The organism is Cryobacterium cheniae, from assembly GCF_004403395.1.
In the GTDB taxonomy this organism is placed as follows: Bacteria; Actinomycetota; Actinomycetes; order Actinomycetales; family Microbacteriaceae; genus Cryobacterium; species Cryobacterium cheniae.
This window is the reverse complement of record NZ_SOGN01000035.1, coordinates 1-20,108: the sequence shown is the minus strand read 5'-3', so window position 1 is coordinate 20,108 and position 20,108 is coordinate 1. Positions and strand designations below refer to the sequence as shown.

The following is a 20,108-nucleotide window of genomic DNA, read 5'->3' as shown; positions in this document are numbered from 1 at the left end:
TCGTCATCGAACTAGGGAACTGATCACATGACCGCGGAAACGCCCGTGCCATCACCCTCGCCTGCCTCGTCCGTCGTGGCACCGGAACCGGGCGGGCCGGAAATCCTCACGGGTTCCGGCGCGATCATCCGCTCGCTGGAGCTGCTGGGTGTCACCGACGTCTTCGGCCTGCCGGGCGGGGCCGTCATCCCGCTCTACGACGAACTGATGAGCCAGACCGCCATCCGGCACATCCTGGTGCGCCACGAGCAGGGCGCCGGCCACGCCGCGGAGGGCTACGCCTCGGCGAGCAACCGGGTCGGGGTGGCCATCGCCACCTCCGGCCCCGGCGCCACCAACCTGGTCACCGCCATCGCGGACGCCTACATGGACTCGGTGCCGATGCTCTGCATCACCGGCCAGGTCTTCTCCACCCTGATGGGCACGGATGCCTTCCAGGAGGCCGACATCGTGGGCATCACCATGCCGATCACGAAGCACTCCTTCCTGGTCAGGCGACCCGAGGACATCCCCGCGGCCATCGCGTCGGCGCACCTGATCGCCTCCACCGGCCGGCCAGGACCGGTCCTGGTGGACATCACCAAGGACGCCCAGCAGAAGACCGCCCCGTTCATCTGGCCGCCCAAGCTCGACCTGCCCGGCTACCGGCCGGTCACCAAGGCCCACGGCAAGCAGGTGCAGGCCGCGGCCCAGCTGCTCGCCGCGGCGGAGAAGCCCGTTCTCTACGTGGGCGGCGGCGTCATCCGTGCCCGCGCGTCGGAAGAGCTGCTCGCCTTCGCCGAATTGAGCAACACGCCCGTCGTCACCACCCTGATGGCGCGCGGCGCTTTCCCGGACTCGCACGACCAGCACCTGGGCATGCCCGGCATGCACGGCACGGTCTCCGCAGTGCTCGCGCTGCAGGAAGCCGACCTGATCATCGCCCTCGGCGCCCGCTTCGACGACCGCGTCACCGGCAAGGTCTCCGAGTTCGCCCCGCACGCCGCGATCGTGCACGTCGACATCGACCCCGCGGAGATCGGCAAGATCCGCGCCGCCGACGTTCCCATCGTCGGTGACGCCAAGGAAGTCCTCGCCGACCTCGCCGTCGCCTATGCGGCCGCCGTCACCACGACGACGCCCGACATCAGCGCCTGGTGGACCTACCTCAAGGGTCTGCGCGAGGAGTTCCCGCTGGGCTACTCCGAGCCGACCGACGGCCTGATGAGCCCGCAGTTCGTGATCCAGCGCATCGGCGAACTGACCGGGCCGGAAGCCGTCTACGCCGCCGGCGTCGGCCAGCACCAGATGTGGGCGGCCCAATTCATCAAGTACGAGCGCCCCAACGCGTGGCTGAACTCCGGGGGAGCCGGCACGATGGGCTACTCCATTCCCGCAGCGATGGGCGCCAAGGTCGCCGAGCCCGACCGGGTGGTCTGGTCGATCGACGGCGACGGATGCTTCCAGATGACCAACCAGGAACTGGCCACCTGCACGATCAACAACATCCCGATCAAGGTTGCCATCATCAACAATTCCTCGCTGGGCATGGTGCGCCAGTGGCAGACCCTGTTCTACGACGGACGGCATTCCTTCACCGATCTGCACACCGGTCACGGTTCAGCCATGGTGCCGGACTTCGTGAAACTGTCGGAGGCCTACGGCGCCCTCGCCATCCGGGTCACCAGCCCCGACCAGGTCGACGACGCCATCAAGCTGGCGCTCGCGACCAACGACCGACCGGTGGTGATCGACTTCATCGTGAGCCGTGACGCCATGGTCTGGCCGATGGTGCCGCAGGGAGTCAGCAACAGTTATGTGCAGTACGCCAAGGACCACGCCCCGACCTGGGAAGAGGAATAACCCGTGAGCACCCACGTTCTGAGCCTCCTCGTCGAGGACAAGCCCGGCCTGCTCACGCGGGTCGCCGGACTCTTCGCCCGCCGCGGTTTCAACATCGAGAGCCTCGCGGTCGGCCACACCGAGGTCCCGGGTCTTTCCCGCATCACGATCCTCGTCGACGTCGAGGACGCACCGCTGGAACAGGTGACCAAACAGCTGAACAAGCTGATCAACGTCATCAAGATCGTCGAACTCGAGCCGGCCCAGTCGGTGCAGCGCGAGCACCTGCTGGTGAAGGTGCGCGCCGACAACGCGACCCGGTCGATGGTGCTCGAAGCCGTGACCCTGTTCCGGGCCCGCGTCGTCGACGTGTCCGTCGACGCCGTCGTGATCGAGGTCACCGGGGACTCCGGTAAGACGCAGGCGCTGCTGCGCGTGCTCGAACCGTATGGGATCAAGGAAATCGCCCAATCCGGTCTCCTGGCCATCGGCCGCGGGTCGAAATCGATCAGCGAGCGCGTCTTCAAAAACTAAAGCTCGGCCAACGACTACAACAACGACTACAACAACAAGGAGAACATTTACTCGTGTCTGAGATTTACTACGACAAAGACGCCGACCTGTCGATCATCCAGAGCAAGAAGGTGGCCGTCATCGGCTACGGCTCGCAGGGTCACGCCCACGCGCAGAACCTGCGCGATTCGGGTGTCGAGGTCGTCATCGGCCTCAAGGACGGCTCGAAGTCCAAGGCCAAGGCCGAAGAAGCCGGCTTCACCGTTCTCAGCACCGGCGAGGCATCCGCCTGGGCCGACGTCATCGTCATCCTGGCGCCCGACCAGGTGCAGCGTCACTTGTTCGCCGACGACGTGCTGCCGAACCTCGCCGAGGGCAAGGCCCTCGTCTTCGGTCACGGCTTCAACATCCGCTTCGGTTACATCAAGGCCCCCGAGGGCATCGACGTCGTCATGGTCGCCCCGAAGGGACCGGGCCACACCGTGCGCCGCGAGTACGAGGCCGGCCGCGGCGTTCCCGTGATCGTCGCCGTCGAGAAGGATGCGTCGGGCGCCGCCTGGCCGCTCACCCTCAGCTACGCGAAGGCGATCGGTGGGCTGCGCGCCGCCGGAATCAAGACCACCTTCACCGAAGAGACCGAAACCGACCTGTTCGGCGAGCAGGCCGTGCTCTGCGGTGGCGCGTCACAGCTGATCCAGTACGGCTTCGAGGTTCTCACCGAGGCCGGATACCAGCCGCAGGTCGCCTACTTCGAGGTGCTGCACGAGCTCAAGCTCATCGTCGACCTGATGTGGGAGGGCGGCATCGCCAAGCAGCGTTGGAGTGTCTCCGACACCGCCGAGTACGGCGACTATGTCTCCGGCCCGCGCGTCATCGACGCCCACGTCAAGGAGAACATGAAGGCCGTTCTCGCCGACATCCAGAACGGCGCCTTCGCGGCCCGCTTCATCGCGGACCAGGACGCCGGAGCACCCGAATTCCTCGCGCTGCGCAAGAAGGGCGAAGAGCACCCGATCGAAGCCACCGGCCGTGAGCTGCGCAAGCTGTTCGCCTGGAACGCGTCCGCTGACGACGACTACACCGACGGCGAAGCCGCGCGCTAACACCCCAGCGCGTATCACCAGCGGGGCCAATCCATCCGATTGGCCCCGCTGCCGCGTTTAAACCTTTGGTGGACTGGAGGATGCGGTCGGATGCTCAGCCGAGGCGGGCAAGGGACCTCCGGAGAACCCTCGCGGAACAGGAGGTGAACAATGACACAAGCGCGGGATGCCGCCGGCAGGCACCCCCAGACTGGGGGGATGAGTCCTTTCAATAGACGTGACCTGCTGCGCTCAGCGGGCGTCATCGCCTTTGCCGGTGCCGCCGCGACGACCGCGCACACCCAGCCCGCCCGGGCCGCAGCCGCCCGGCCCGGCTTCGCACACGGCGTTGCCTCGGGTGACCCCATGCCGGACAGCGTACTGCTGTGGACGCGCGTCACCCCGACGCCCGAGGCGCAGCCCGGCTCCGGGGTCGGCCCCGATGTCCAGGTGCACTGGGAGGTGGCCGAGGACTCCGGCTTCCTTCGGGTGGCGGCCCGGGGCTCCGTCCGAACCGGAATCCAGCGCGACCACACGGTCAAGGTGGTCCCGACGGGGCTGCGGCCCGGCACAACCTACTGGTACCGCTTCAACGCGGCCGGGGCAACCTCGGCGACGGGCCGCACGCGCACGGCACCCGCCGCAGGCGCTGCCGTAGACCGGCTGCGCATGGGCGTCGTGTCCTGCGCCAACTGGCAGGCCGGCTACTTCTCCGCCTACCGCTACCTCGCGGACCGCGGCGACCTGGACATCGTCCTGCACCTCGGCGACTACCTGTACGAGTACGCCCCAGGGGAGTACCAGGCGCGCGATGTCGTGGTGCGCCCACATGATCCGGCGGTCGAGATGACGACGCTGGCGCACTACCGGCGTCGGCATGCCCAGTACAAGACGGACCTCGACCTGCAGGCTTTGCATGCCGCGGTCCCGTTCGTGGTGACCTGGGACGACCATGAATTCGCCAACGATGCCTGGTCGGGCGGAGCCGAGAACCACACGGAAGGTGCGGAAGGCGCCTGGGCGACCCGACGCGACGCATCCAAGCAGGCGTACGCCGAGTGGATGCCGGTGCGCTTCGAACCCGGCGGCCACATCTACCGGCGCTTCGCGTTCGGATCCCTGGCCAGCATCTCCATGCTGGATTTGCGCACGTACCGAAGCCAACAGGCGGCCAGCGTCGTCGATCCCGCAATCGGGAGCCCGGCGCGCACCCTGACCGGTGACGCCCAGATGGAGTGGCTGCTGAACGGCTTCTCGTCGCCGGCGACGCAGTGGAAACTGATCGGCAATCCGGTCATGATCGCTCCGGTGCGCTTCCCTTCGACGCTCAGCGCGCGGGAAGTCGGCGCGGTCGAACAACTCCTCGGAACCACCACGATCGACGGCGTGCCGTACAACGTGGACCAGTGGGACGGCTACACGGCCGACCGCAGCCGGGTGATCGGCCACCTGCGTGACAACGCCATCACGGATGCGGTCTTCCTCACCGGGGACATCCACTCCGGCTGGGCCTGCGACGTGCCGGCGGATCCGCTGACCTATCCGTTCAACGGCGCGTCCGTGGCCGCGGAACTCGTCTGTACATCGGTGACCAGCGACAACCTGGACGACATCCTGGGGTCACCGCCACGCACAACATCCCTCGTCGTCGAGGAAGCGTTCAAGGCCGCGAACCCGCACGTGAAGTACCTGGATTTCGACTCCCACGGATTCTCAGTGCTCGAGGTCACGCCGGGAGCCCTGCGGATGGACTGGTACGTGCTGTCGGAACGCACCGACAGAGCCGCGACCAGCAGGCTGGCCACGTCGTGGCAGGTTGACGCCGGCACCCAGTCCGTCCGGCGCGCCCAGTGAACGGCCTGCCGACCGATGCCGCCCACCCTGCGGCGGACCGACGCCAATTCCTCCGACTCGCCGCGGTCGGCGGCGCCTCCGTCCTCCTGTCCGCCGCAGCCGGGACCGCCTTCCCGGCCTCCGCACGGGCGGCCGTCGGCCCTGACCCGTCGACCCGCACTCGGGTGTACGTCATGGTGGTGGACGGATGCCGGCCCGACGAGATGACGCCGCGGCTGACCCCTCGGCTGGCGGCGCTGCGCGCGGCCGGGACCAACTTCCCGGGAGCCCGGTCGCTGCCGGTGATGGAGACCATCCCCAACCACGTGATGATGATGACCGGCGTGCGACCGGCTCGCTCCGGCGTACCGGCCAATGCTGTCTACGACCGTGCCGCCGCCGCCGTGCGCGACCTCGACCGCCCGACAGATCTGCGCTTCCCCACCCTCTTGGACCGGCTCCGGGACACTGGCTTCACGACCGGCTCGGTACTCAGCAAGAGGTATCTTTTCGGTATCTTCGGCGAGCGCGCCAGCTACCGTTGGGAGCCGTCCCCGCTCCTCCCGGTGACCGGGCACGCACCGGACAACTTCACGATGGATGCCCTGATCGCCATGGTCGACGGCGTGGATCCCGACTTCGTGTTCACCAACCTCGGTGACGTCGACCGGGTGGGGCATTCGGATGTCACCGGAACCACCGTCCAGGCCGCACGGAGCGCTGCGCTGCGGAGCACCGATGGCCAGGTCGGCCGCTTTGTGGACCACCTGTCGGCCACCGGCCGATGGGAGAGCAGCGTGCTGATCGTTCTGGCGGACCATTCCATGGACTGGTCCATTCCGTCGAACGTCATCTCCGTCGACCAGGTTCTCAGTGCCCGACCGGAGCTGCGGGGGCAGATCCAGATCGCGCAGAACGGCGGAGCCGACCTGCTCTACTGGACCGGACCGGCGGCCGCCCGTGATGCCGGGCTGGCAGAGGTCCGCTCTCTCGTGGCGGCGCATCCCGGCGTCTTGTCAATCAGCAACCCGGCCGAGCTGGTCCTGGGTCCGGAGGCCGGCGATCTCGTCGCATTCTGCCGGGCCGGCTGGCGTTTCTCTGATCCGTGGGTCGCGTCCAACCCCATCCCCGGCAATCACGGGCACCCTGCCACGGAGCCGATACCGTTCTTCATCAGCGGTGGCAGCCCGCGGGTCATTCGCGGCGCAGTGCTGTCCGAGCCGGCGCGCACGATCGACGTCGCACCCACCGTTGGTGCGCTGTTCGGGCTGGCCCCGCCGACGGGCGGCTATGACGGTACCGAGAGGGCCGCGGCGTTCCGGTCCTGACGACAGACGCAGGCGGCGCCGGGCCTCGACGACAGCTAGGGGAGTACCGTGTTCCGCGCCGGGTGAACACCCGGATCCCCGACGAAGGAGTCACCATGAAGGCACTGGTTTATCACGGTCCGGGCCAGAAGGCGTGGGAGGACGTGCCCGACCCGACGATCGTCGGGGCGGGCGACGCGATCGTGCGCGTGGACACGACCACGATCTGCGGCACGGACCTGCATATCCTCAAGGGCGACGTGCCGGCCGTGCAGGAGGGCCGCATCCTCGGGCATGAGGCAGTGGGCACGATCGTGGAGATCGGCAGCGCCGTGCAGACCCTCGCGGTGGGCGACCGGGTCATCGTCTCCTGCATCAAGTCCTGCGGGCACTGCGCCAACTGCAAGATCGGACTGTACTCGCACTGCCTCGGCGACGAAGGGGCATCCGGAACCGGCTGGGTCTTCGGCCACCTCATCGACGGCACCCAGGCCGAATACGTGCGGGTGCCCTATGCGGAGAACTCGCTGCACCTGTTGCCTCCCGGGGTTACCGACGAGGAGGCCGTCATGCTCTCCGACATCCTGCCGACCGGGTTCGAAATCGGCGTGCAGTACGGCCGGGTCAAGCCGGGCGACGTGGTGGCCGTGATCGGCGCCGGGCCGGTGGGCCTCGCCGCCATCGCGACGGCCGGGCTCTACGGCGCCGGAATCGTCATCGCCATCGACACCGATCTGAACCGGCTGGAGCAGGCTCGGGTGTTCGGGGCGACGGATGTCGTCGTCTCCGGCAGCCCCGATTGGAAGAAGCAGGTGCTGGCGTTGACCGACGGAGCGGGCGTCGACGTCGCCATCGAGGCGGTCGGCATCCCGGAGACCTTCGGCATCGCGATCGAGGTGGTGCGCCCCGGCGGCAACGTGGCCAATGTGGGCGTGCACGGTAAGCCGGTGGAGTTGCACCTGGAGAACCTGTGGATCCAGAACATCAACATCAGCATGGGGCTCGTCAACACCAACACCACACCGATGCTGCTCAAGCTGGTGGCGCAGAAGAAGATTCCCGCCGACAAGCTGGCCACGCATCGTTTCCGACTCGACCAGATCCTGGAGGCGTACGACACCTTCTCCCGGGCCGCGGAGACGAAGGCGCTGAAAGTCGTGATCAGCCGGTAGCGGTCCACCGGCAGGCGCAACTGTTGCCCGGTCGGACATTTGTTGCCGGCACACCGGCGACATTCGTCCGCTTGGGCAACAGTTTCGCTGGCGGGGATATCCGCGGCGGCTCGGTACGCTGGGGAGATGACTTCTGGATACTCCGACGGTGACAACCGGGACGACGCCCTGGGCTGGGCCGGCGACGACGACCCCACGCTCGTCTCCGGGGACGAAGGAGGCGAGACCGGCACCTCCACGGGCACCGCGGCGGATGCCGGCACCGGCGCCCTCGAACCGCCCGAGGGATGGACCGTGGCCGGTCCGGCATCCGCTGTCGAGGCGCAGAACGCGGCCGACGCCGCCCTGACCCGCACGGCGACGACTTCCCTGGCACTCGTCTCGCTCGGCATCTTCGGCGGCATCTACCTGCTCTACACGATCGGCTGGTTCATCGGCGTGGCGCGCATCCAGAATCCACAGGCCGACGTGTTGTCCGAGTTCATGTTCTCCCTCGGCCTCTGGCTGGCCGTGGCCGCACCCGCGGTCTGGTTCGCGGTGACATTCTGGCTGACCAGAACGCATCCCCGAGCCCGGATCGGCTGGCTGCTCCTCGGAGTCGTGTTGCTCGCGCCGCTGCCATTCATCGCCGGACCGGGGGTCATCGCATGAGCGACGCACCCGTCACCTCGTCCCCGGCCGTCTCCTCGTCCCGACGCCGCGCCCCGCGCTGGCTGTCGACGGGCATCGCGATCCTGTTCGGCCTCTTCTACGCCTACGACATCTGGGAGGGCGTCGGCAACCTTGTCGGCCTGAACCTCCTGGCTCAGAGCCTCGACACCCAGCTGAGCGGGCTCGGCATCGTCGTGCTGTTCGTCGGCATCCTGGGCCCGCTCCTCGTCTTCGTGCTCGCCGCGTGGCTCGGGCGTTCCCGCGCCGCCGCCGCCCAGGCTGCGCTGTTCCTGGCGGGCCTCTGCCTGAACGCCGCGATGGCCGCCAACATCTTCACGCTCGGCGCGGGCAGCCTGCTCGCCTAGCGCTCAGACGATCGCGACGGCGATCAGCCCCATCAGCACGAGCTGCCCAACCAGCCGCGGCACGAGGGGAATCGCGGCCAGGCCGAAGCGGTCCGGGTAGGTTGCGGCGAAGGCGTTGGCCGGGAAGACCGCCGCGAGGAACACGATCAGGCAGACGCCCGACGTCACAATCGTGGGTGGGTAGAGCAGCCCGAGTCCGCCCGCGATCTCGCAGACCCCGGTGAGGATGACGAGGTTGCCGGGGCGCAGCACCCCCGTCGTTCGCAGTCGTGGCGGGATCATCGCCCGCATCGTGCGCGCCACGGGCGGCACGAAATGTGTGATTCCGGCACCGATGAAGATCACCGCCAGCACGATGCGGAGGGCGAACTGAAGGTCGGTGACTGTAACGCTGCTCATGGCCCCATTCTCCTGCCGATAGAGTGTTTTCATATCTGGCGCCCCACGGTCGCGGCGCAAGCCATGCTTTTCTGCTGCAATCGGAGGATCCGTTTTCGTGTCAAAACCTGTTGTCCTAATCGCTGAAGAATTATCGCCTGCCACCGTCGACGCCCTCGGGCCCGACTTCGAGGTTCGCTCCGTAGACGGCACCGATCGGGTCGCTCTGCTCGCCGAACTGGCCACGGCGCATGCCGTGCTGGTGCGCTCCGCCACCAAGGTGGACGCCGAGGCGATCGCCGCCGCACCGCTGCTGAAGGTCATCGCCCGCGCGGGCGTCGGCCTCGACAACGTCGACATTAAAGCGGCCACGGCCGCGGGCGTCATGGTCGTCAATGCCCCGACCTCCAACATTATCTCCGCAGCGGAACTGACCGTCGGGCACATCATCAGCCTGGCCCGTCACATCCCGGCCGCCCACGGCGCGTTGGCGCAGGGCCAGTGGAAGCGCTCCAAGTACACCGGCGTCGAGCTCTACGAAAAGACCATCGGCATCATCGGGCTCGGCCGCATCGGTGCGCTCATCGCGGCGCGAATGCAGGCCTTCGGCACGAACATCATCGCCTACGACCCCTACATCACTTCCGCCCGCGCCCAGCAGCTCGGCGTGGTGCCGGTCAGCCTCGACGAGCTCCTCGCGCAGTCGGACTTCATCACCATTCACATGCCCAAGACGCCCGAGACCAACGGCATGATCGGCGCCGAGCAGTTCAAACTGATGAAGCCCACCGCGTTCGTCGTGAACGTGGCCCGCGGCGGCCTCATCAACGAGGACGACCTCTACGACGCCCTGACGGCCGGCACGATCGCCGGCGCCGGCCTCGACGTGTTCGTCAGCGAGCCGCCGACCGGTTCGAAGCTGCTCGGCCTCGACAACATCATCACCACGCCCCACCTCGGCGCCTCCACGGACGAGGCGCAGGAGAAGGCCGGCGTCTCCGTCGCCAAGTCGGTTCGCCTCGCCCTGTCGGGAGAGCTCGTGCCCGACGCGGTCAACGTCGCCGGCGGCGTCATCGACCCCTACGTGCGCCCCGGCATCCCGTTGGTGGAGAAGCTCGGCCAGGTCTTCTCCGGCCTCGGCGCCCACAGCCCGTTGACCAGCGTCGACGTCGAGGTGCGCGGAGAGCTCGCCGACTACGACGTGAGCGTGCTCCGGCTGGCCGCGCTCAAGGGCATCTTCACCAACGTGGTCAGCGAAACGGTGTCCTACGTCAACGCGCCGCTGCTCGCCGAGCAGCGCGGCGTCGCCGTGCGACTGATCACCGACAAGCAGTCGCCGGAGTACCGCAACGTCATCACGCTGCGTGGCGCCCTCGCGGACGGCTCGCAGGTCTCGGTGTCCGGCACTCTGACCGGCACCAAGCAGATCGAGAAGATCGTCGAGATCAACGGCTACGACGTCGAGGTTCCCTTCGATGACCACCTGATCGTGATGCTGTACACGGACCGTCCGGGAATCGTGGCCGTCTACGGTCGCGAGTTCGGCGACGCCGAGATCAACATCGCCGGCATGCAGATCGCCCGCCACGTGGCCGGCGGCAAGGCACTCAGCGTGCTGACGGTCGACTCGCCCGTTCCGGCGAGCCTGCTGGCCAAGGTGCGCGACGCGATCGAGGCCGAGGCCATGATCGAAATCTCCATCACCGAATAGCCGTTCCGTCGGTCATTCGGCCGATCACCGCGAGCAACCGGTCCAGCCTCGTCGTCGATGCGTCATCGACGGCAGGCTGGCCGGGGCTCGCGAGCGTGGATTCGTAGTACAGCCCGTCACTGACGAGCATGATCACCTCCGCCACGTCCGGGTCTCCCACCGCCTCCTCGATGACGCTCAGCCATTGGCGCCGAGTAGAGGCCAGGGCCGCATTGGCCAGCGGATGTGCCCCCTGCGCCAGCCGGACGGCCGCGCCGATCGACTGGTCGAGCACCGTTCCCTCGCTCATCGAGGTTCGGATCAGGTAGTCGACGGCTCCGGCCGGGGCCGCTCGAATCTGTTCGACATCGTCGGCGACGAGCGCGTCGAGCCGGGCCAGGAGCCCCTCCACGAGCGCGTCCTTCGCCCCGAAGTGGTAGAGCAGGCCGCCCTTGGACAGGCCGGCCGCCGCCGCAACCGCCTCGAGTGTGGTCGCCCGTTCGCCCTGGTCGATCAGGAGGTGCGCGAACGCATTCAGGATGCGATCGCGCGTGGGGGAGGGGTGTGGCACGTTCCCGGCCGGGGCTGCGGTATCAGAGCTCATGGTGCTACTGTACCGTCTGGACGGTTTACTTTACCGTCTGGACGGTACAGTATCCGTTCCTTAAGCCGAAAGCAGTCGTTGCCGTGTCGAATTCCGTCCGAGAGACCATCACCGTCGCCGCCGTCGGCCGGGCGATCAGCCCCCGCCGCCGCTGGTGGGCGCTTGTCGTGCTGATGTTGCCCGTGCTCCTGGTCTCGATCGACAACACGGTGCTCAACCTCGCCCTGCCGGCCATTTCAGAGGACCTCCGCCCGACCGGCACGCAGCTGCTCTGGGTGATCGACATCTACCCGCTCATGCTCGCCGGCCTCCTGGTGGCCATGGGCAGCCTCGGTGACCGCATCGGGCGCCGCCGGCTGTTGTTGATCGGGTCGGCCGGCTTCGGCGCCGTCTCCGTGGTGGCGGCCTTCGCTCCGAGCGTCGAGTGGCTCATCGTCGACCGTGCCGTGCTGGGCTTCTTCGGCGCGATGCTGATGCCGCCGACCCTGTCCCTGTTGCGATCCGTCTTCACCGACCGCAACCAGCGCCGACTGGCGATCGCGATCTGGGCGAGCGGGTTCGCCGCCGGCAGCGCGCTCGGCCCCGTGGTGGGCGGCGTGTTGTTGGAACACTTCGCCTGGGGCTCCGTCTTCCTGCTCGCCGTGCCGCTGCTCGTGCCGCTGCTGGTGCTCGGGCCGCTGGTCGTGCCCGAGTCCCGCGACCCGAACCCCGGCCGCATCGACGCCCCGAGCATCGCGCTCTCGCTGGCAACCATGCTGCCGATCGTCTATGGGATCAAAGCCCTGGCCGAACACGGACCCACGCCCTTCTCGGTCGGACCGATTGTGCTCGGACTCGCCGCCGGCATCCTCTTCGCGCGCCGCCAGCCTCGTCTGACGCACCCGATGATCGACCTCGGGCTGTTTCGGCAGGGTGCCTTCAGCGGGGCGATCGGCGTCAACCTCCTGAGCGTGGTGGCCCTCGTGGGCGGCCTGTTCTTCGTCTCCCAGTACCTGCAGCTCGTGCTGGCCCTCTCGCCCCTGGAAGCCGGACTGGTGCTCGTGCCGGGACTGGCGGCGATGATCGTGTCGGGTCTGGTGATCGTGCCTATCGCCCGGCGCGTGCGCCCTGCGCTCGTCGTGCCGGTGGCGTTACTGATCTCGGCCGCAGGCTATGCGGCCGCTGCCCTGGGCGGGGCAGACCTCGACGCCGCCGGCATCGCCCTGGTCTTCGTGGCCCTCGGTGTCGGGATCGGCGCGGCCGAGACGGTTTCGAACGAACTGATCGTGGCGAACGCCCCGGCAGACAAGATGGGGGCGGCATCCGCCGTCGGCGAAACGGCGTACGAGCTGGGCGCCGTGCTCGGCACGACCGTGCTCGGCACCATCCTGACGGCGTCATACCGCAGCGCGGTCGAGCTGCCGGAGGCGCTCACCGCGGCGCAGAGCGCGGCGGCGGCGGAGACTCTGGGCGGGGCGGTGGCGGTGGCCGAGGGGCTGCCGGCGGGTCTGGCCGAGGTGCTGCTCGCGTCGGCCCGGGACGCCTTCACCAGCGGCATCGGGCCCACGGCCTGGATCGGCACCATTCTGGTGCTGGCGGCGGCGTTCGTGGCGCTGGTCACCCTGCGCAAGGCCACGTGAGCCGCCGCCAGCCGCCGGTCTGCTAGATACCGTTCGTCGGGTTATCGTCGACGGAGCTCTTCCGAGACGTGACCTGTTCGCCGCTGGCGGGGTCGACGGCACTGCGGGTCGTGGTGATGCTGCTGCGCTTGCGGGTCAGCAGCACGATGCCGAGGACGGTGATGACGGCGCCGGCGGCCATCAGGATGTAGCCGACCAGCTCGATGTCCATCCAATCCACGGAGATGTTCAGGGCGAACACCATGACGGCGCCGACGACGAGGAGGAAGATTCCGAATCCGATACTCATGCTGACTGCTTTCTTTTGGTTATCAGGAGTTGTCCAGCTTAGACACTCGATGCGTCGCAGTAGGGTTTATCTACAGCCAACTTCCAGACATACGGAGTCGAATGTCCCCTCTCATCAAGCTTGCTGTCATTCCCGGTGACGGGATCGGCCCCGAAGTCGTCGCCGAAGCGGTCAAGGTTCTCGAAGCGGTGACGGCGGCCGACGACGTCACTTTCGACGCCACCTGGTTCTCCCTGGGCGCGGCCCGGTTCCTCGAGACCGGCGATGTGCTCACCGACGACGACCTCGCGGCGATCGCCGGCCACGACGCCATCCTGCTCGGTGCCGTCGGCGGCGTGCCGGGGGATCCCCGCCTCGCCAACGCGAACATCGAGCGCGGACTGCTGCTCAAGCTGCGCTTCTCGCTCGACCACTACGTGAACCTGCGCCCGAGCGTGCTCTTCCCCGGCGTGCAGAGCCCGCTGGCGGCACCCGGCAACGTCGACTTCGTCGTCGTTCGGGAGGGCACGGAGGGCCCGTACGTGGGAAACGGCGGAGCGATCCGGCAGGGCACCGCGCACGAGGTGGCCAACGAGGTCTCCGTCAACACGGCCTTTGGCGTCGAGCGTGTGGTGCGCTACGCCTTCGCCCAGGCCCAGGGTCGGCCCCGCCGCCACCTCACCCTCGTGCACAAGACCAATGTGCTCGTCTTCGCCGGTAGCCTGTGGCAGCGGATCGTCATCGCCGTCGCGGCCGAGTACCCGGATGTGACGGTCGACTACCTGCACGTGGACGCGGCCACGATTTTCCTGGTCTCGGATCCGAGTAGATTTGACGTCATCGTCACGGACAACCTCTTCGGCGACATCCTCACCGATCTCGCGGCGGCAATCAGCGGCGGCATCGGTCTTGCGGCCTCCGGGAACATTAACCCCGAAGGCAGGTTCCCCAGCATGTTCGAGCCGGTACACGGTTCGGCACCGGACATCGCGGGAAAGCAATTGGCTGACCCCACGGCGGCCATCCTCTCGGTGGTGCTCCTCCTGGAGCACCTCGGACTGACGGATGCCGCGGCCCGGGTGAGTGCCGCCGTGACCGCCGACATCGTGGCCCGTGCGGCTCTCGGCACCCCCCGGAGCACCAGCGCCGTGGGCGATGCCATCGTGACTCGACTGACAGACAAGGGAATCCAATGACCCAGGCAGCGCCCGCGACGACATCCGGCACCACCACGTTCCCGCTGAAGTTCAGCCTGACGCCGTCCACGGCGGCCCGAACGGAGATCGAGCGGGAGGAGATCCTCGCCGACCCCGGCTTCGGCAAGAAGTTCACCGACCACATGGTCGCCATCGACTGGACCCTCGACGAGGGCTGGCACAACGCCCGGGTCATGCCCTACGGGCCGCTGCAACTCGACCCGGCCTCCTCGGTGCTGCACTACGGCCAGGAGATCTTCGAGGGGCTGAAGGCCTACCGCCACGCCGACGGGTCGATCTGGACCTTCCGCCCGGAGAAGAACGCCGAGCGTCTGCAGCGCTCGGCGCGCCGTCTCGCCCTGCCGGAGCTCTCCGAGGCCGACTTCATCGAATCGATCCGGCAGATCGTCGCCGTTGACGGCGACTGGGTGCCCTCCGCCCCGGAGACCAGCCTCTACCTGCGGCCGTTCATGATCGCGAACGAGAGCTTCCTCGGTGTGCGGGCCGCACACCAGGTCGGCTACTACGTGATCGCCAGCCCGGCCGGCGCCTACTTCTCCGACGGGGTGGCGCCGATCAAGATCTGGCTCTCGACCGAGTACTCCCGCGCCGGGCGCGGCGGCACCGGGGCGGCCAAGTGCGGCGGCAACTACGCCGCCAGCCTGCTGCCTCAGATGCAGGCCTACGACAACGGCTGCGCCCAGGTGCTCTTCCTCGACGGGGAGACGAGCAGTCGCATCGACGAGCTCGGCGGCATGAACGTCTTCTTCGTCCACGGCACCGACACGCTCGTCACCCCGCGCCTGACCGGCTCGATCCTCGAGGGCGTCACCCGCGACAGCATCCTGCAGCTGGCACGGGACCGCGGCCTGACCGTGGAGGAGCGCGACGTGACGCTCGGCGAATGGCAGGACGGAGTTGCATCCGGTGCCATTACCGAGGTGTTCGCCTGCGGCACGGCCGCCGTCGTCACCCCGATCTCTCAGCTCAAGGGCCCGAACCTCTCCATCGGCGACCCGGATGCCCCGGCCGGGGAGATCACGATGGCGCTCCGCCAGGAGCTGACCGACATCCAGTACGGGCGTCTGCCCGACCGCCACGGCTGGCTCACCCGACTCGACGCCCCGGCGGGACAAGCGTGAAGATCGCACGTTTCAGCCACGAGGGACTCATCTCGTTCGGCATCATCGACGACGACGAGATCGTGGTGCTGAAGGGCGACCCGATGTTCGCGGGCTTCGACCCGACCGGGCAGCGCGAGGCCCTGCGCGACGTGAAGCTGCTCGCCCCGGTGATCCCGCGGTCGAAGATCGTGGGCATGGCGTGGTCCTTCTTCGCCGACGCGGCCGAGCAGTCCGCCGTCGCACCGGGCGAGCCCCGGTTCTTCCTCAAGCCGAACACCTGCGTCGTCGGCCCCGGCGACTCGATCACGCTCCCGGCGCCGTCGCACGACGTGCACGTCGAGGGCGAGCTCGCGATCGTGATCGGCAAGATCACCCGCAACGTGTCCGTCGCCGATGCCGAGGACTCCATCTGGGGCTACACGGTCGCCAACGACGTCACCGCCCGGGACCTGCAGGAGCGCGACGGCCACCTCACGCGGGCCAAGAGCTTCGATTCGTTTTGCCCGCTGGGGCCCGTCATCGACACCGAATACGACTGGACCGGGCTGACCATCGAGTCCCGCATCAACGGTGAGGTCTTCCAGACGGGCACCGCGACGCTGCTCAAGCACACCGTCGCGGAGATGATCTCCTTCCTTTCCGGAGTGTTCACCCTGCTGCCGGGCGATGTCATCCTGACGGGCGCCCCCGGCCGGTCCGCGTCCGTCGTGGACGGCGACGCCGTGCAGGTCGAGATCGCCGGCATCGGCGTGCTGGCGAACCCGGTGCGGCGCGCCTGACTGTCAGACTGCGCGGCTGCTGTCAGGCGGCGGGTCCGGGTTCGGTGCCCTCGGGGAACCACGACCGGATCTGCTCCGTCGCCGTGTCGAGCAGCGACACCGACTCGCTTGCGTTGACCCGGGCGAGCAGCATGGCGCTCATCCCGAGCGAGGCGAGGGTGCGCGCGCGCTCGGGGGAGCGGTCCGGCCCGGATTCGTGGACTGCGGCCGCGCGAAGGGCGTCCTGCAGGGTGCTTGTGAGCTCGGCTCGGTAGCCCTCGACCACCCGGCGGGCCGGGTCGTCGTGCCCGGCGAGACCCGCAGCGCAATTCACCAGCAGGCAGCCGCGCCGCGGGGAGTCCTCCGGCAGGGCGGCGACCGACGACCGGAGATTGTCGAAGTAGGCGAGCAGCGACCCCCTGCCGATGCCCGGCCCGGTCAGAATACGCAGCCGCGGGCGGATGACCGCGTCCTGGTAGTCCTCGACGGCGGCGTCGAAGAGCCCGCGTTTGCTGCCGAAGGCGTGGTAGAGGCTGGACCGTTTGAGCCCGGTGACGAGCTCGAGGTCGGAGAGTGACACCAGGTCGAAGCCCCGGTCCCAGAACAGGTCCCTGGCCGCCTGCACCACGGTCTGGCGCTCGAAAGTCCGCAGCCGTCCCATCGTGATTCCTCCGTTTTCGCTGTGAGTAGTTTTGTGTATCGCTCAGTACACAATATATTAGACCATCCGTTACGAAATAGCAGAGGAGCCCCCCATGGCCTCGCCCACCACCAGTACCCAGGTCCAGCTCGTCGCCCGCCCCGCCGGCTGGCCGACGGATGCCGACTTCGGCACCATCCGCATCGACCTGCCCGAGCTGACCCCGGGCCAGGTTCGCGTTGCCAACGAATTCATTTCGGTCGATCCTTATATGCGTGGCCGGATGAACGATGTCAAGTCCTACTCCGCCCCCTACGCGCTGGGGGAGACCATGACCGGCGGCGCCGTCGGCCGCGTCGTCGCATCCGCCACTGACGCGGTCGCCGTCGGCGACGTCGTGGTGCACCAGTTCGGCTGGCGTGACCTGGTGCAGGAAGACGCGGCCGGCTTCCGGGTTGTGCCGGAGCTGCCCGGCGTGCCGCTATCCGCCTACCTCGGCGTTCTGGGTATGACCGCCCTCACCGCCTACGTCGGCCTGCTCGAGGTCGCCGGCCTCAAGGAAGGCGACACCGTCTTCGTGTCCGGCGCCGCGGGCGCCGTGGGCAGCATGGTCGGGCAGATCGCCCGTCTCAAGGGCGCGAAGCGCGTGATCGGTTCCGCCGGGTCGGCCGAGAAGGTCGCCGTTTTGACCGAGAAGTACGGCTTCGATGCCGCCTTCAACTACAAGGACGGCGACATCGCCGAGCAGCTCGCCGCCGCGGCTCCGGGCGGCATCGACGTCTACTTCGACAACGTCGGCGGGGAGCACCTCGAGGCGGCACTCGCCAACTTCAACGACGGCGGACGCGCGGCCCTTTGCGGCGCGATCTCCGTATACAACAACACCGAGGCGGCCCCCGGCCCCCGCAACCTGGCCAACATGATCGGCCGCGGGCTGACCCTCCAGGGCTTCATCGTGGGGAACTATGTGCAGCACTTCCCCGCGTTCTCGGCCGACATGGCGGGCTGGCTGGCCTCGGGTGAGGTCGTCTTCGACGAGACCGTGGTCGACGGGATCGACCACGCGGTCGACGCCTTCCTCGGCCTCATGCGCGGCGAGAACACCGGCAAGATGGTCGTCAGCACGAACGTCTGACTTTTTTCGACATCATCCATTTCACACGATCACAAACTCTGGAGAACCCATGAATTCCGTACTTTTCGTCGTCAGCGCCGCTGACCACTGGACCCTCAACGACGGCTCTCTGCACCCGACCGGCTACTGGGCCGAAGAGCTCGCCGAGCCGCACCGTCTGTTCACCGAGGCCGGCTGGCAGATCACCATCGCAACGCCGGACGGCGTCGCCCCCACCATCGACGCGGGAAGCCTGGCGCCCGAGGCGGCCGGCGGAGAAGACCGCGCCGCGGCCATCGTGGCCTACCTCGACACCATCGGCAGTGAACTCGACGAGCCGCGCTCGATCGCGGACATCACGGTCGCCGACTACGACGTGGTCTTCTACCCCGGCGGCCACGGGCCGATGGAAGACCTGGCCGTCGACGCCGTCTCCGGAGCCATCATGACCGAGACCCTCGACTCCGGTCTCATCCTCGGCGTGGTCTGCCATGCCCCGGCCGCGATGCTCGCCGCTAAGCGCGCTGACGGCAGCTGGCCCTTCACCGGCTACCGGATGACCGGCTTCACCGACGAGGAGGAGACCCTCGGCGGACTTGCCCCGAAGGCGAAGTGGCTCGTGCAGAGCCGCCTGGTCGAGCTGGGCGCCGTCTTCGTCGCCGGCGAGGCGTGGGGGGAGCACACCGAAATCGACCGCAACCTCTACACCGGCCAGAACCCGGCCTCCTCCGCCGCTCTCGCCGGCGAGATCATCGCCGCCGTCACCGCGAAGAAGTAGTCGCCCTCAAACCCACCCAAACCTCGCCGAGCAGTGAGTTCGCCCCTGTTTCCTTCTCGTTCAGGGGCGTTGCTCACGGTTCGGCGAGGTTGTGAGGGGTCTCCGTCGGTGGTTGTCCGTGTCGGGATGCGGTGCGTACGGCTACGGGCGGAGGGCGCGCAGGGCGTCGGCGACGTCGTCCTCGTCGTTCCAGAGGTGAAAGGCGACGCGCGCCCGTCCGGCCCGGCCCGACGCGGTCAGGCCCGCCCGGGTGAGGCGGTCGAGGTCAGTGCCGCCGGCATCCGGCCAGGTCACGATCGACTGACCGGCCGGGGCAAGGCCGAGGCCGGCGCAGAGCGCGTCGCCCAGGGCCACCGCGTGGTCGCGCACCTCCGCCAGGTCGAGTCGGCCGAACAGGTGCAGTGCCGGCTCGGCGCCCACCCAGGCATTCCAGGCCGGGGAGACGTCGAAGCGGCGCGCGTCGAGCGCGAGATCCATGCCCGGTCCGTAGCAGGATGCCCACGGGTCTCGGCCGGCATACCAGCCGGCCTGCACCGGGTGCAGCAGGGCGCCCAGCCGTTCCGCCACGGTCAGAAAGGCCACGCCGCGCGGGGCGCAGAGCCACTTGTAGCTGTGGCAGATGGTGGCGTCGAAGACGGATGCGTCCACCGGCATCCACCCGGCGGCCTGCGTCGTGTCGCAGAGCGTGAAGCTCCCGTGAGCGTGGGCGGCGGCCACAATCCCCGCGGTGTCGGCGACGGCACCGGTGGCGGACTGCACGAGCGAGAACGCCACGAGCCAGGTGTCGGCGGTGATCCCGGTGGCCAGCTCGGTCAGAGGCAGGTGGCGCACGGTGACCCCTCGGTGCGCCTGGCTGAGGAACGGGAACACCATCGAGCTGAAGTCGCCGTCGACGCAGAGCACCTCGGCGCCGTCGGGCACGCTTGCCGCGACCAGGCCGGCCAGCACGGATGCCTGCGACCCGATCGCGACCCGGCTCGCCGGCACCATGACGAGCCCGGCATACGCGTGCCGAACCCGTTCGACCACGGCGGCGTACCCCGCCACCGACGCGGTTCCCAGCGCCCACGCGTCGGCGTCCGCGCGCAGGGCAGCCTCCGTTTCCCGGGTCGGCAGCCCGAGCGTGCAGGCGGCCAGGTAGCCGCGCCCGCCGCGGAACCGGGCGCGCGCCTCGCGCACCCCGATGCGGTCCGGC

At 68.4% G+C, this 20,108-nt stretch carries 20 protein-coding genes; 15 read left to right on the top strand and 5 right to left on the bottom strand.

The window, feature by feature from the left end:
• Positions 1-27: 27 nt before the first annotated feature.
• The 8 genes from E3T23_RS06435 to E3T23_RS06400 all read left to right on the top strand — a co-directional run bounded on the left by E3T23_RS06435 (position 28) and on the right by E3T23_RS06400 (position 8,744).
• Positions 28-1,842 carry an acetolactate synthase large subunit gene (locus E3T23_RS06435; protein WP_134369562.1) on the top strand — a complete coding sequence of 605 codons (1,815 nt, stop codon included), beginning with the start codon at positions 28-30 and terminating at the stop codon, positions 1,840-1,842.
• A gap of 3 nt (positions 1,843-1,845) precedes the next feature.
• A complete protein-coding gene (gene ilvN, locus E3T23_RS06430) occupies positions 1,846-2,355 on the top strand; it encodes an acetolactate synthase small subunit (RefSeq protein ID WP_134369561.1) in 510 nt (169 codons plus the stop codon).
• Between the two features lie 53 nt (positions 2,356-2,408).
• Positions 2,409-3,437 (top strand): ketol-acid reductoisomerase, encoded by a 1,029-nt coding sequence (gene ilvC, locus E3T23_RS06425; protein WP_134369560.1) that lies wholly within the window; start codon positions 2,409-2,411, stop codon positions 3,435-3,437.
• Positions 3,438-3,635: 198 nt separating this feature from the next.
• Positions 3,636-5,270, top strand: coding sequence for an alkaline phosphatase D family protein (locus E3T23_RS06420; protein ID WP_134369559.1), 1,635 nt, complete (start codon positions 3,636-3,638; stop codon positions 5,268-5,270).
• A complete protein-coding gene (locus tag E3T23_RS06415) occupies positions 5,267-6,577 on the top strand; it encodes an alkaline phosphatase family protein (RefSeq protein WP_241977676.1) in 1,311 nt (436 codons plus the stop codon). Before E3T23_RS06420 ends, E3T23_RS06415 begins: the two co-directional genes overlap by 4 nt.
• Positions 6,578-6,672: 95 nt before the next feature.
• Complete coding sequence (locus E3T23_RS06410) at positions 6,673-7,728, top strand: zinc-dependent alcohol dehydrogenase family protein (RefSeq protein ID WP_134369558.1); 1,056 nt, start codon at positions 6,673-6,675, stop codon at positions 7,726-7,728.
• Positions 7,729-7,854: 126 nt separating this feature from the next.
• A complete protein-coding gene (locus E3T23_RS06405) occupies positions 7,855-8,379 on the top strand; it encodes a DNA polymerase III subunit gamma/tau (protein ID WP_134369557.1) in 525 nt (174 codons plus the stop codon).
• Positions 8,376-8,744, top strand: coding sequence for a hypothetical protein (locus E3T23_RS06400; protein WP_134369556.1), 369 nt, complete (start codon positions 8,376-8,378; stop codon positions 8,742-8,744). Before E3T23_RS06405 ends, E3T23_RS06400 begins: the two co-directional genes overlap by 4 nt.
• A gap of 3 nt (positions 8,745-8,747) precedes the next feature.
• Here the strand turns inward: E3T23_RS06400 and E3T23_RS06395 are convergent, their stop codons facing one another.
• Complete coding sequence (locus E3T23_RS06395) at positions 8,748-9,143, bottom strand: DoxX family protein (RefSeq protein WP_134369555.1); 396 nt, start codon at positions 9,141-9,143, stop codon at positions 8,748-8,750.
• A 97-nt stretch (positions 9,144-9,240) separates the two neighbouring features.
• On the opposite strand from E3T23_RS06395, the gene serA reads away from it, so the two are divergent.
• Complete coding sequence (gene serA / locus E3T23_RS06390; protein WP_134369554.1) at positions 9,241-10,833, top strand: phosphoglycerate dehydrogenase; 1,593 nt, start codon at positions 9,241-9,243, stop codon at positions 10,831-10,833.
• Here serA and E3T23_RS06385 read toward each other — a convergent pair.
• Complete coding sequence (locus E3T23_RS06385; protein WP_241977675.1) at positions 10,823-11,416, bottom strand: TetR/AcrR family transcriptional regulator; 594 nt, start codon at positions 11,414-11,416, stop codon at positions 10,823-10,825. The genes serA and E3T23_RS06385 overlap by 11 nt on opposite strands.
• An 83-nt stretch (positions 11,417-11,499) precedes the next feature.
• On the opposite strand from E3T23_RS06385, the gene E3T23_RS06380 reads away from it, so the two are divergent.
• Entirely contained in the window at positions 11,500-13,035 is a 1,536-nt protein-coding gene (locus tag E3T23_RS06380; RefSeq protein ID WP_420898306.1) for an MFS transporter, read from the top strand.
• Between the two features lie 22 nt (positions 13,036-13,057).
• Here the strand turns inward: E3T23_RS06380 and E3T23_RS06375 are convergent, their stop codons facing one another.
• Positions 13,058-13,324 carry a DUF6458 family protein gene (locus E3T23_RS06375; RefSeq protein WP_134369553.1) on the bottom strand — a complete coding sequence of 89 codons (267 nt, stop codon included), beginning with the start codon at positions 13,322-13,324 and terminating at the stop codon, positions 13,058-13,060.
• Positions 13,325-13,425: 101 nt separating this feature from the next.
• Between E3T23_RS06375 and E3T23_RS06370 the strand changes: the two genes are divergently transcribed.
• From E3T23_RS06370 to E3T23_RS06360, 3 genes are read left to right on the top strand one after another with little or no spacing between them, the layout of a single operon-like run.
• The gene (locus E3T23_RS06370; RefSeq protein ID WP_134369552.1) at positions 13,426-14,499 is read left to right on the top strand and encodes a 3-isopropylmalate dehydrogenase; all 1,074 of its coding nucleotides are present in this window, start codon (positions 13,426-13,428) and stop codon (positions 14,497-14,499) included.
• The gene (locus E3T23_RS06365; protein WP_134369551.1) at positions 14,496-15,641 is read left to right on the top strand and encodes a branched-chain amino acid aminotransferase; all 1,146 of its coding nucleotides are present in this window, start codon (positions 14,496-14,498) and stop codon (positions 15,639-15,641) included. Before E3T23_RS06370 ends, E3T23_RS06365 begins: the two co-directional genes overlap by 4 nt.
• A complete protein-coding gene (locus tag E3T23_RS06360; protein ID WP_134369550.1) occupies positions 15,638-16,402 on the top strand; it encodes a fumarylacetoacetate hydrolase family protein in 765 nt (254 codons plus the stop codon). The genes E3T23_RS06365 and E3T23_RS06360 overlap by 4 nt, the downstream gene beginning before the upstream one ends.
• Positions 16,403-16,424: 22 nt before the next feature.
• Here E3T23_RS06360 and E3T23_RS06355 read toward each other — a convergent pair whose 3' ends face one another.
• Entirely contained in the window at positions 16,425-17,042 is a 618-nt protein-coding gene (locus E3T23_RS06355) for a TetR/AcrR family transcriptional regulator (RefSeq protein ID WP_134369549.1), read from the bottom strand.
• A gap of 94 nt (positions 17,043-17,136) precedes the next feature.
• Between E3T23_RS06355 and E3T23_RS06350 the strand changes: the two genes are divergently transcribed.
• Positions 17,137-18,156 (top strand): NADP-dependent oxidoreductase, encoded by a 1,020-nt coding sequence (locus tag E3T23_RS06350; RefSeq protein WP_134369548.1) that lies wholly within the window; start codon positions 17,137-17,139, stop codon positions 18,154-18,156.
• Between the two features lie 49 nt (positions 18,157-18,205).
• On the top strand, positions 18,206-18,913 hold the full coding sequence (locus E3T23_RS06345; RefSeq protein ID WP_134369547.1) for a type 1 glutamine amidotransferase domain-containing protein: 708 nt from the start codon (positions 18,206-18,208) through the stop codon (positions 18,911-18,913).
• A gap of 141 nt (positions 18,914-19,054) precedes the next feature.
• Here the strand turns inward: E3T23_RS06345 and E3T23_RS06340 are convergent, their stop codons facing one another.
• Positions 19,055-20,098 (bottom strand): aminotransferase class V-fold PLP-dependent enzyme, encoded by a 1,044-nt coding sequence (locus E3T23_RS06340; RefSeq protein ID WP_134369854.1) that lies wholly within the window; start codon positions 20,096-20,098, stop codon positions 19,055-19,057.
• Positions 20,099-20,108: the final 10 nt, after the last annotated feature.

What these genes read in the sequence shown, in the direction of transcription:
- E3T23_RS06395 (WP_134369555.1), bottom strand. Translation starts at nt 9,143, where the DNA reads ATGAGCAGCGTTACAGTCACCGACCTTCAGTTCGCCCTCCGCATCGTG.
- E3T23_RS06400 (WP_134369556.1), top strand. Translation starts at nt 8,376, where the DNA reads ATGAGCGACGCACCCGTCACCTCGTCCCCGGCCGTCTCCTCGTCCCGA.
- E3T23_RS06365 (WP_134369551.1), top strand. Translation starts at nt 14,496, where the DNA reads ATGACCCAGGCAGCGCCCGCGACGACATCCGGCACCACCACGTTCCCG.
- E3T23_RS06355 (WP_134369549.1), bottom strand. Translation starts at nt 17,042, where the DNA reads ATGGGACGGCTGCGGACTTTCGAGCGCCAGACCGTGGTGCAGGCGGCC.
- E3T23_RS06410 (WP_134369558.1), top strand. Translation starts at nt 6,673, where the DNA reads ATGAAGGCACTGGTTTATCACGGTCCGGGCCAGAAGGCGTGGGAGGAC.
- E3T23_RS06375 (WP_134369553.1), bottom strand. Translation starts at nt 13,324, where the DNA reads ATGAGTATCGGATTCGGAATCTTCCTCCTCGTCGTCGGCGCCGTCATG.
- E3T23_RS06385 (WP_241977675.1), bottom strand. Translation starts at nt 11,416, where the DNA reads ATGAGCTCTGATACCGCAGCCCCGGCCGGGAACGTGCCACACCCCTCC.
- E3T23_RS06435 (WP_134369562.1), top strand. Translation starts at nt 28, where the DNA reads ATGACCGCGGAAACGCCCGTGCCATCACCCTCGCCTGCCTCGTCCGTC.
- E3T23_RS06420 (WP_134369559.1), top strand. Translation starts at nt 3,636, where the DNA reads ATGAGTCCTTTCAATAGACGTGACCTGCTGCGCTCAGCGGGCGTCATC.
- E3T23_RS06370 (WP_134369552.1), top strand. Translation starts at nt 13,426, where the DNA reads ATGTCCCCTCTCATCAAGCTTGCTGTCATTCCCGGTGACGGGATCGGC.
- E3T23_RS06345 (WP_134369547.1), top strand. Translation starts at nt 18,206, where the DNA reads ATGAATTCCGTACTTTTCGTCGTCAGCGCCGCTGACCACTGGACCCTC.
- E3T23_RS06405 (WP_134369557.1), top strand. Translation starts at nt 7,855, where the DNA reads ATGACTTCTGGATACTCCGACGGTGACAACCGGGACGACGCCCTGGGC.
- E3T23_RS06350 (WP_134369548.1), top strand. Translation starts at nt 17,137, where the DNA reads ATGGCCTCGCCCACCACCAGTACCCAGGTCCAGCTCGTCGCCCGCCCC.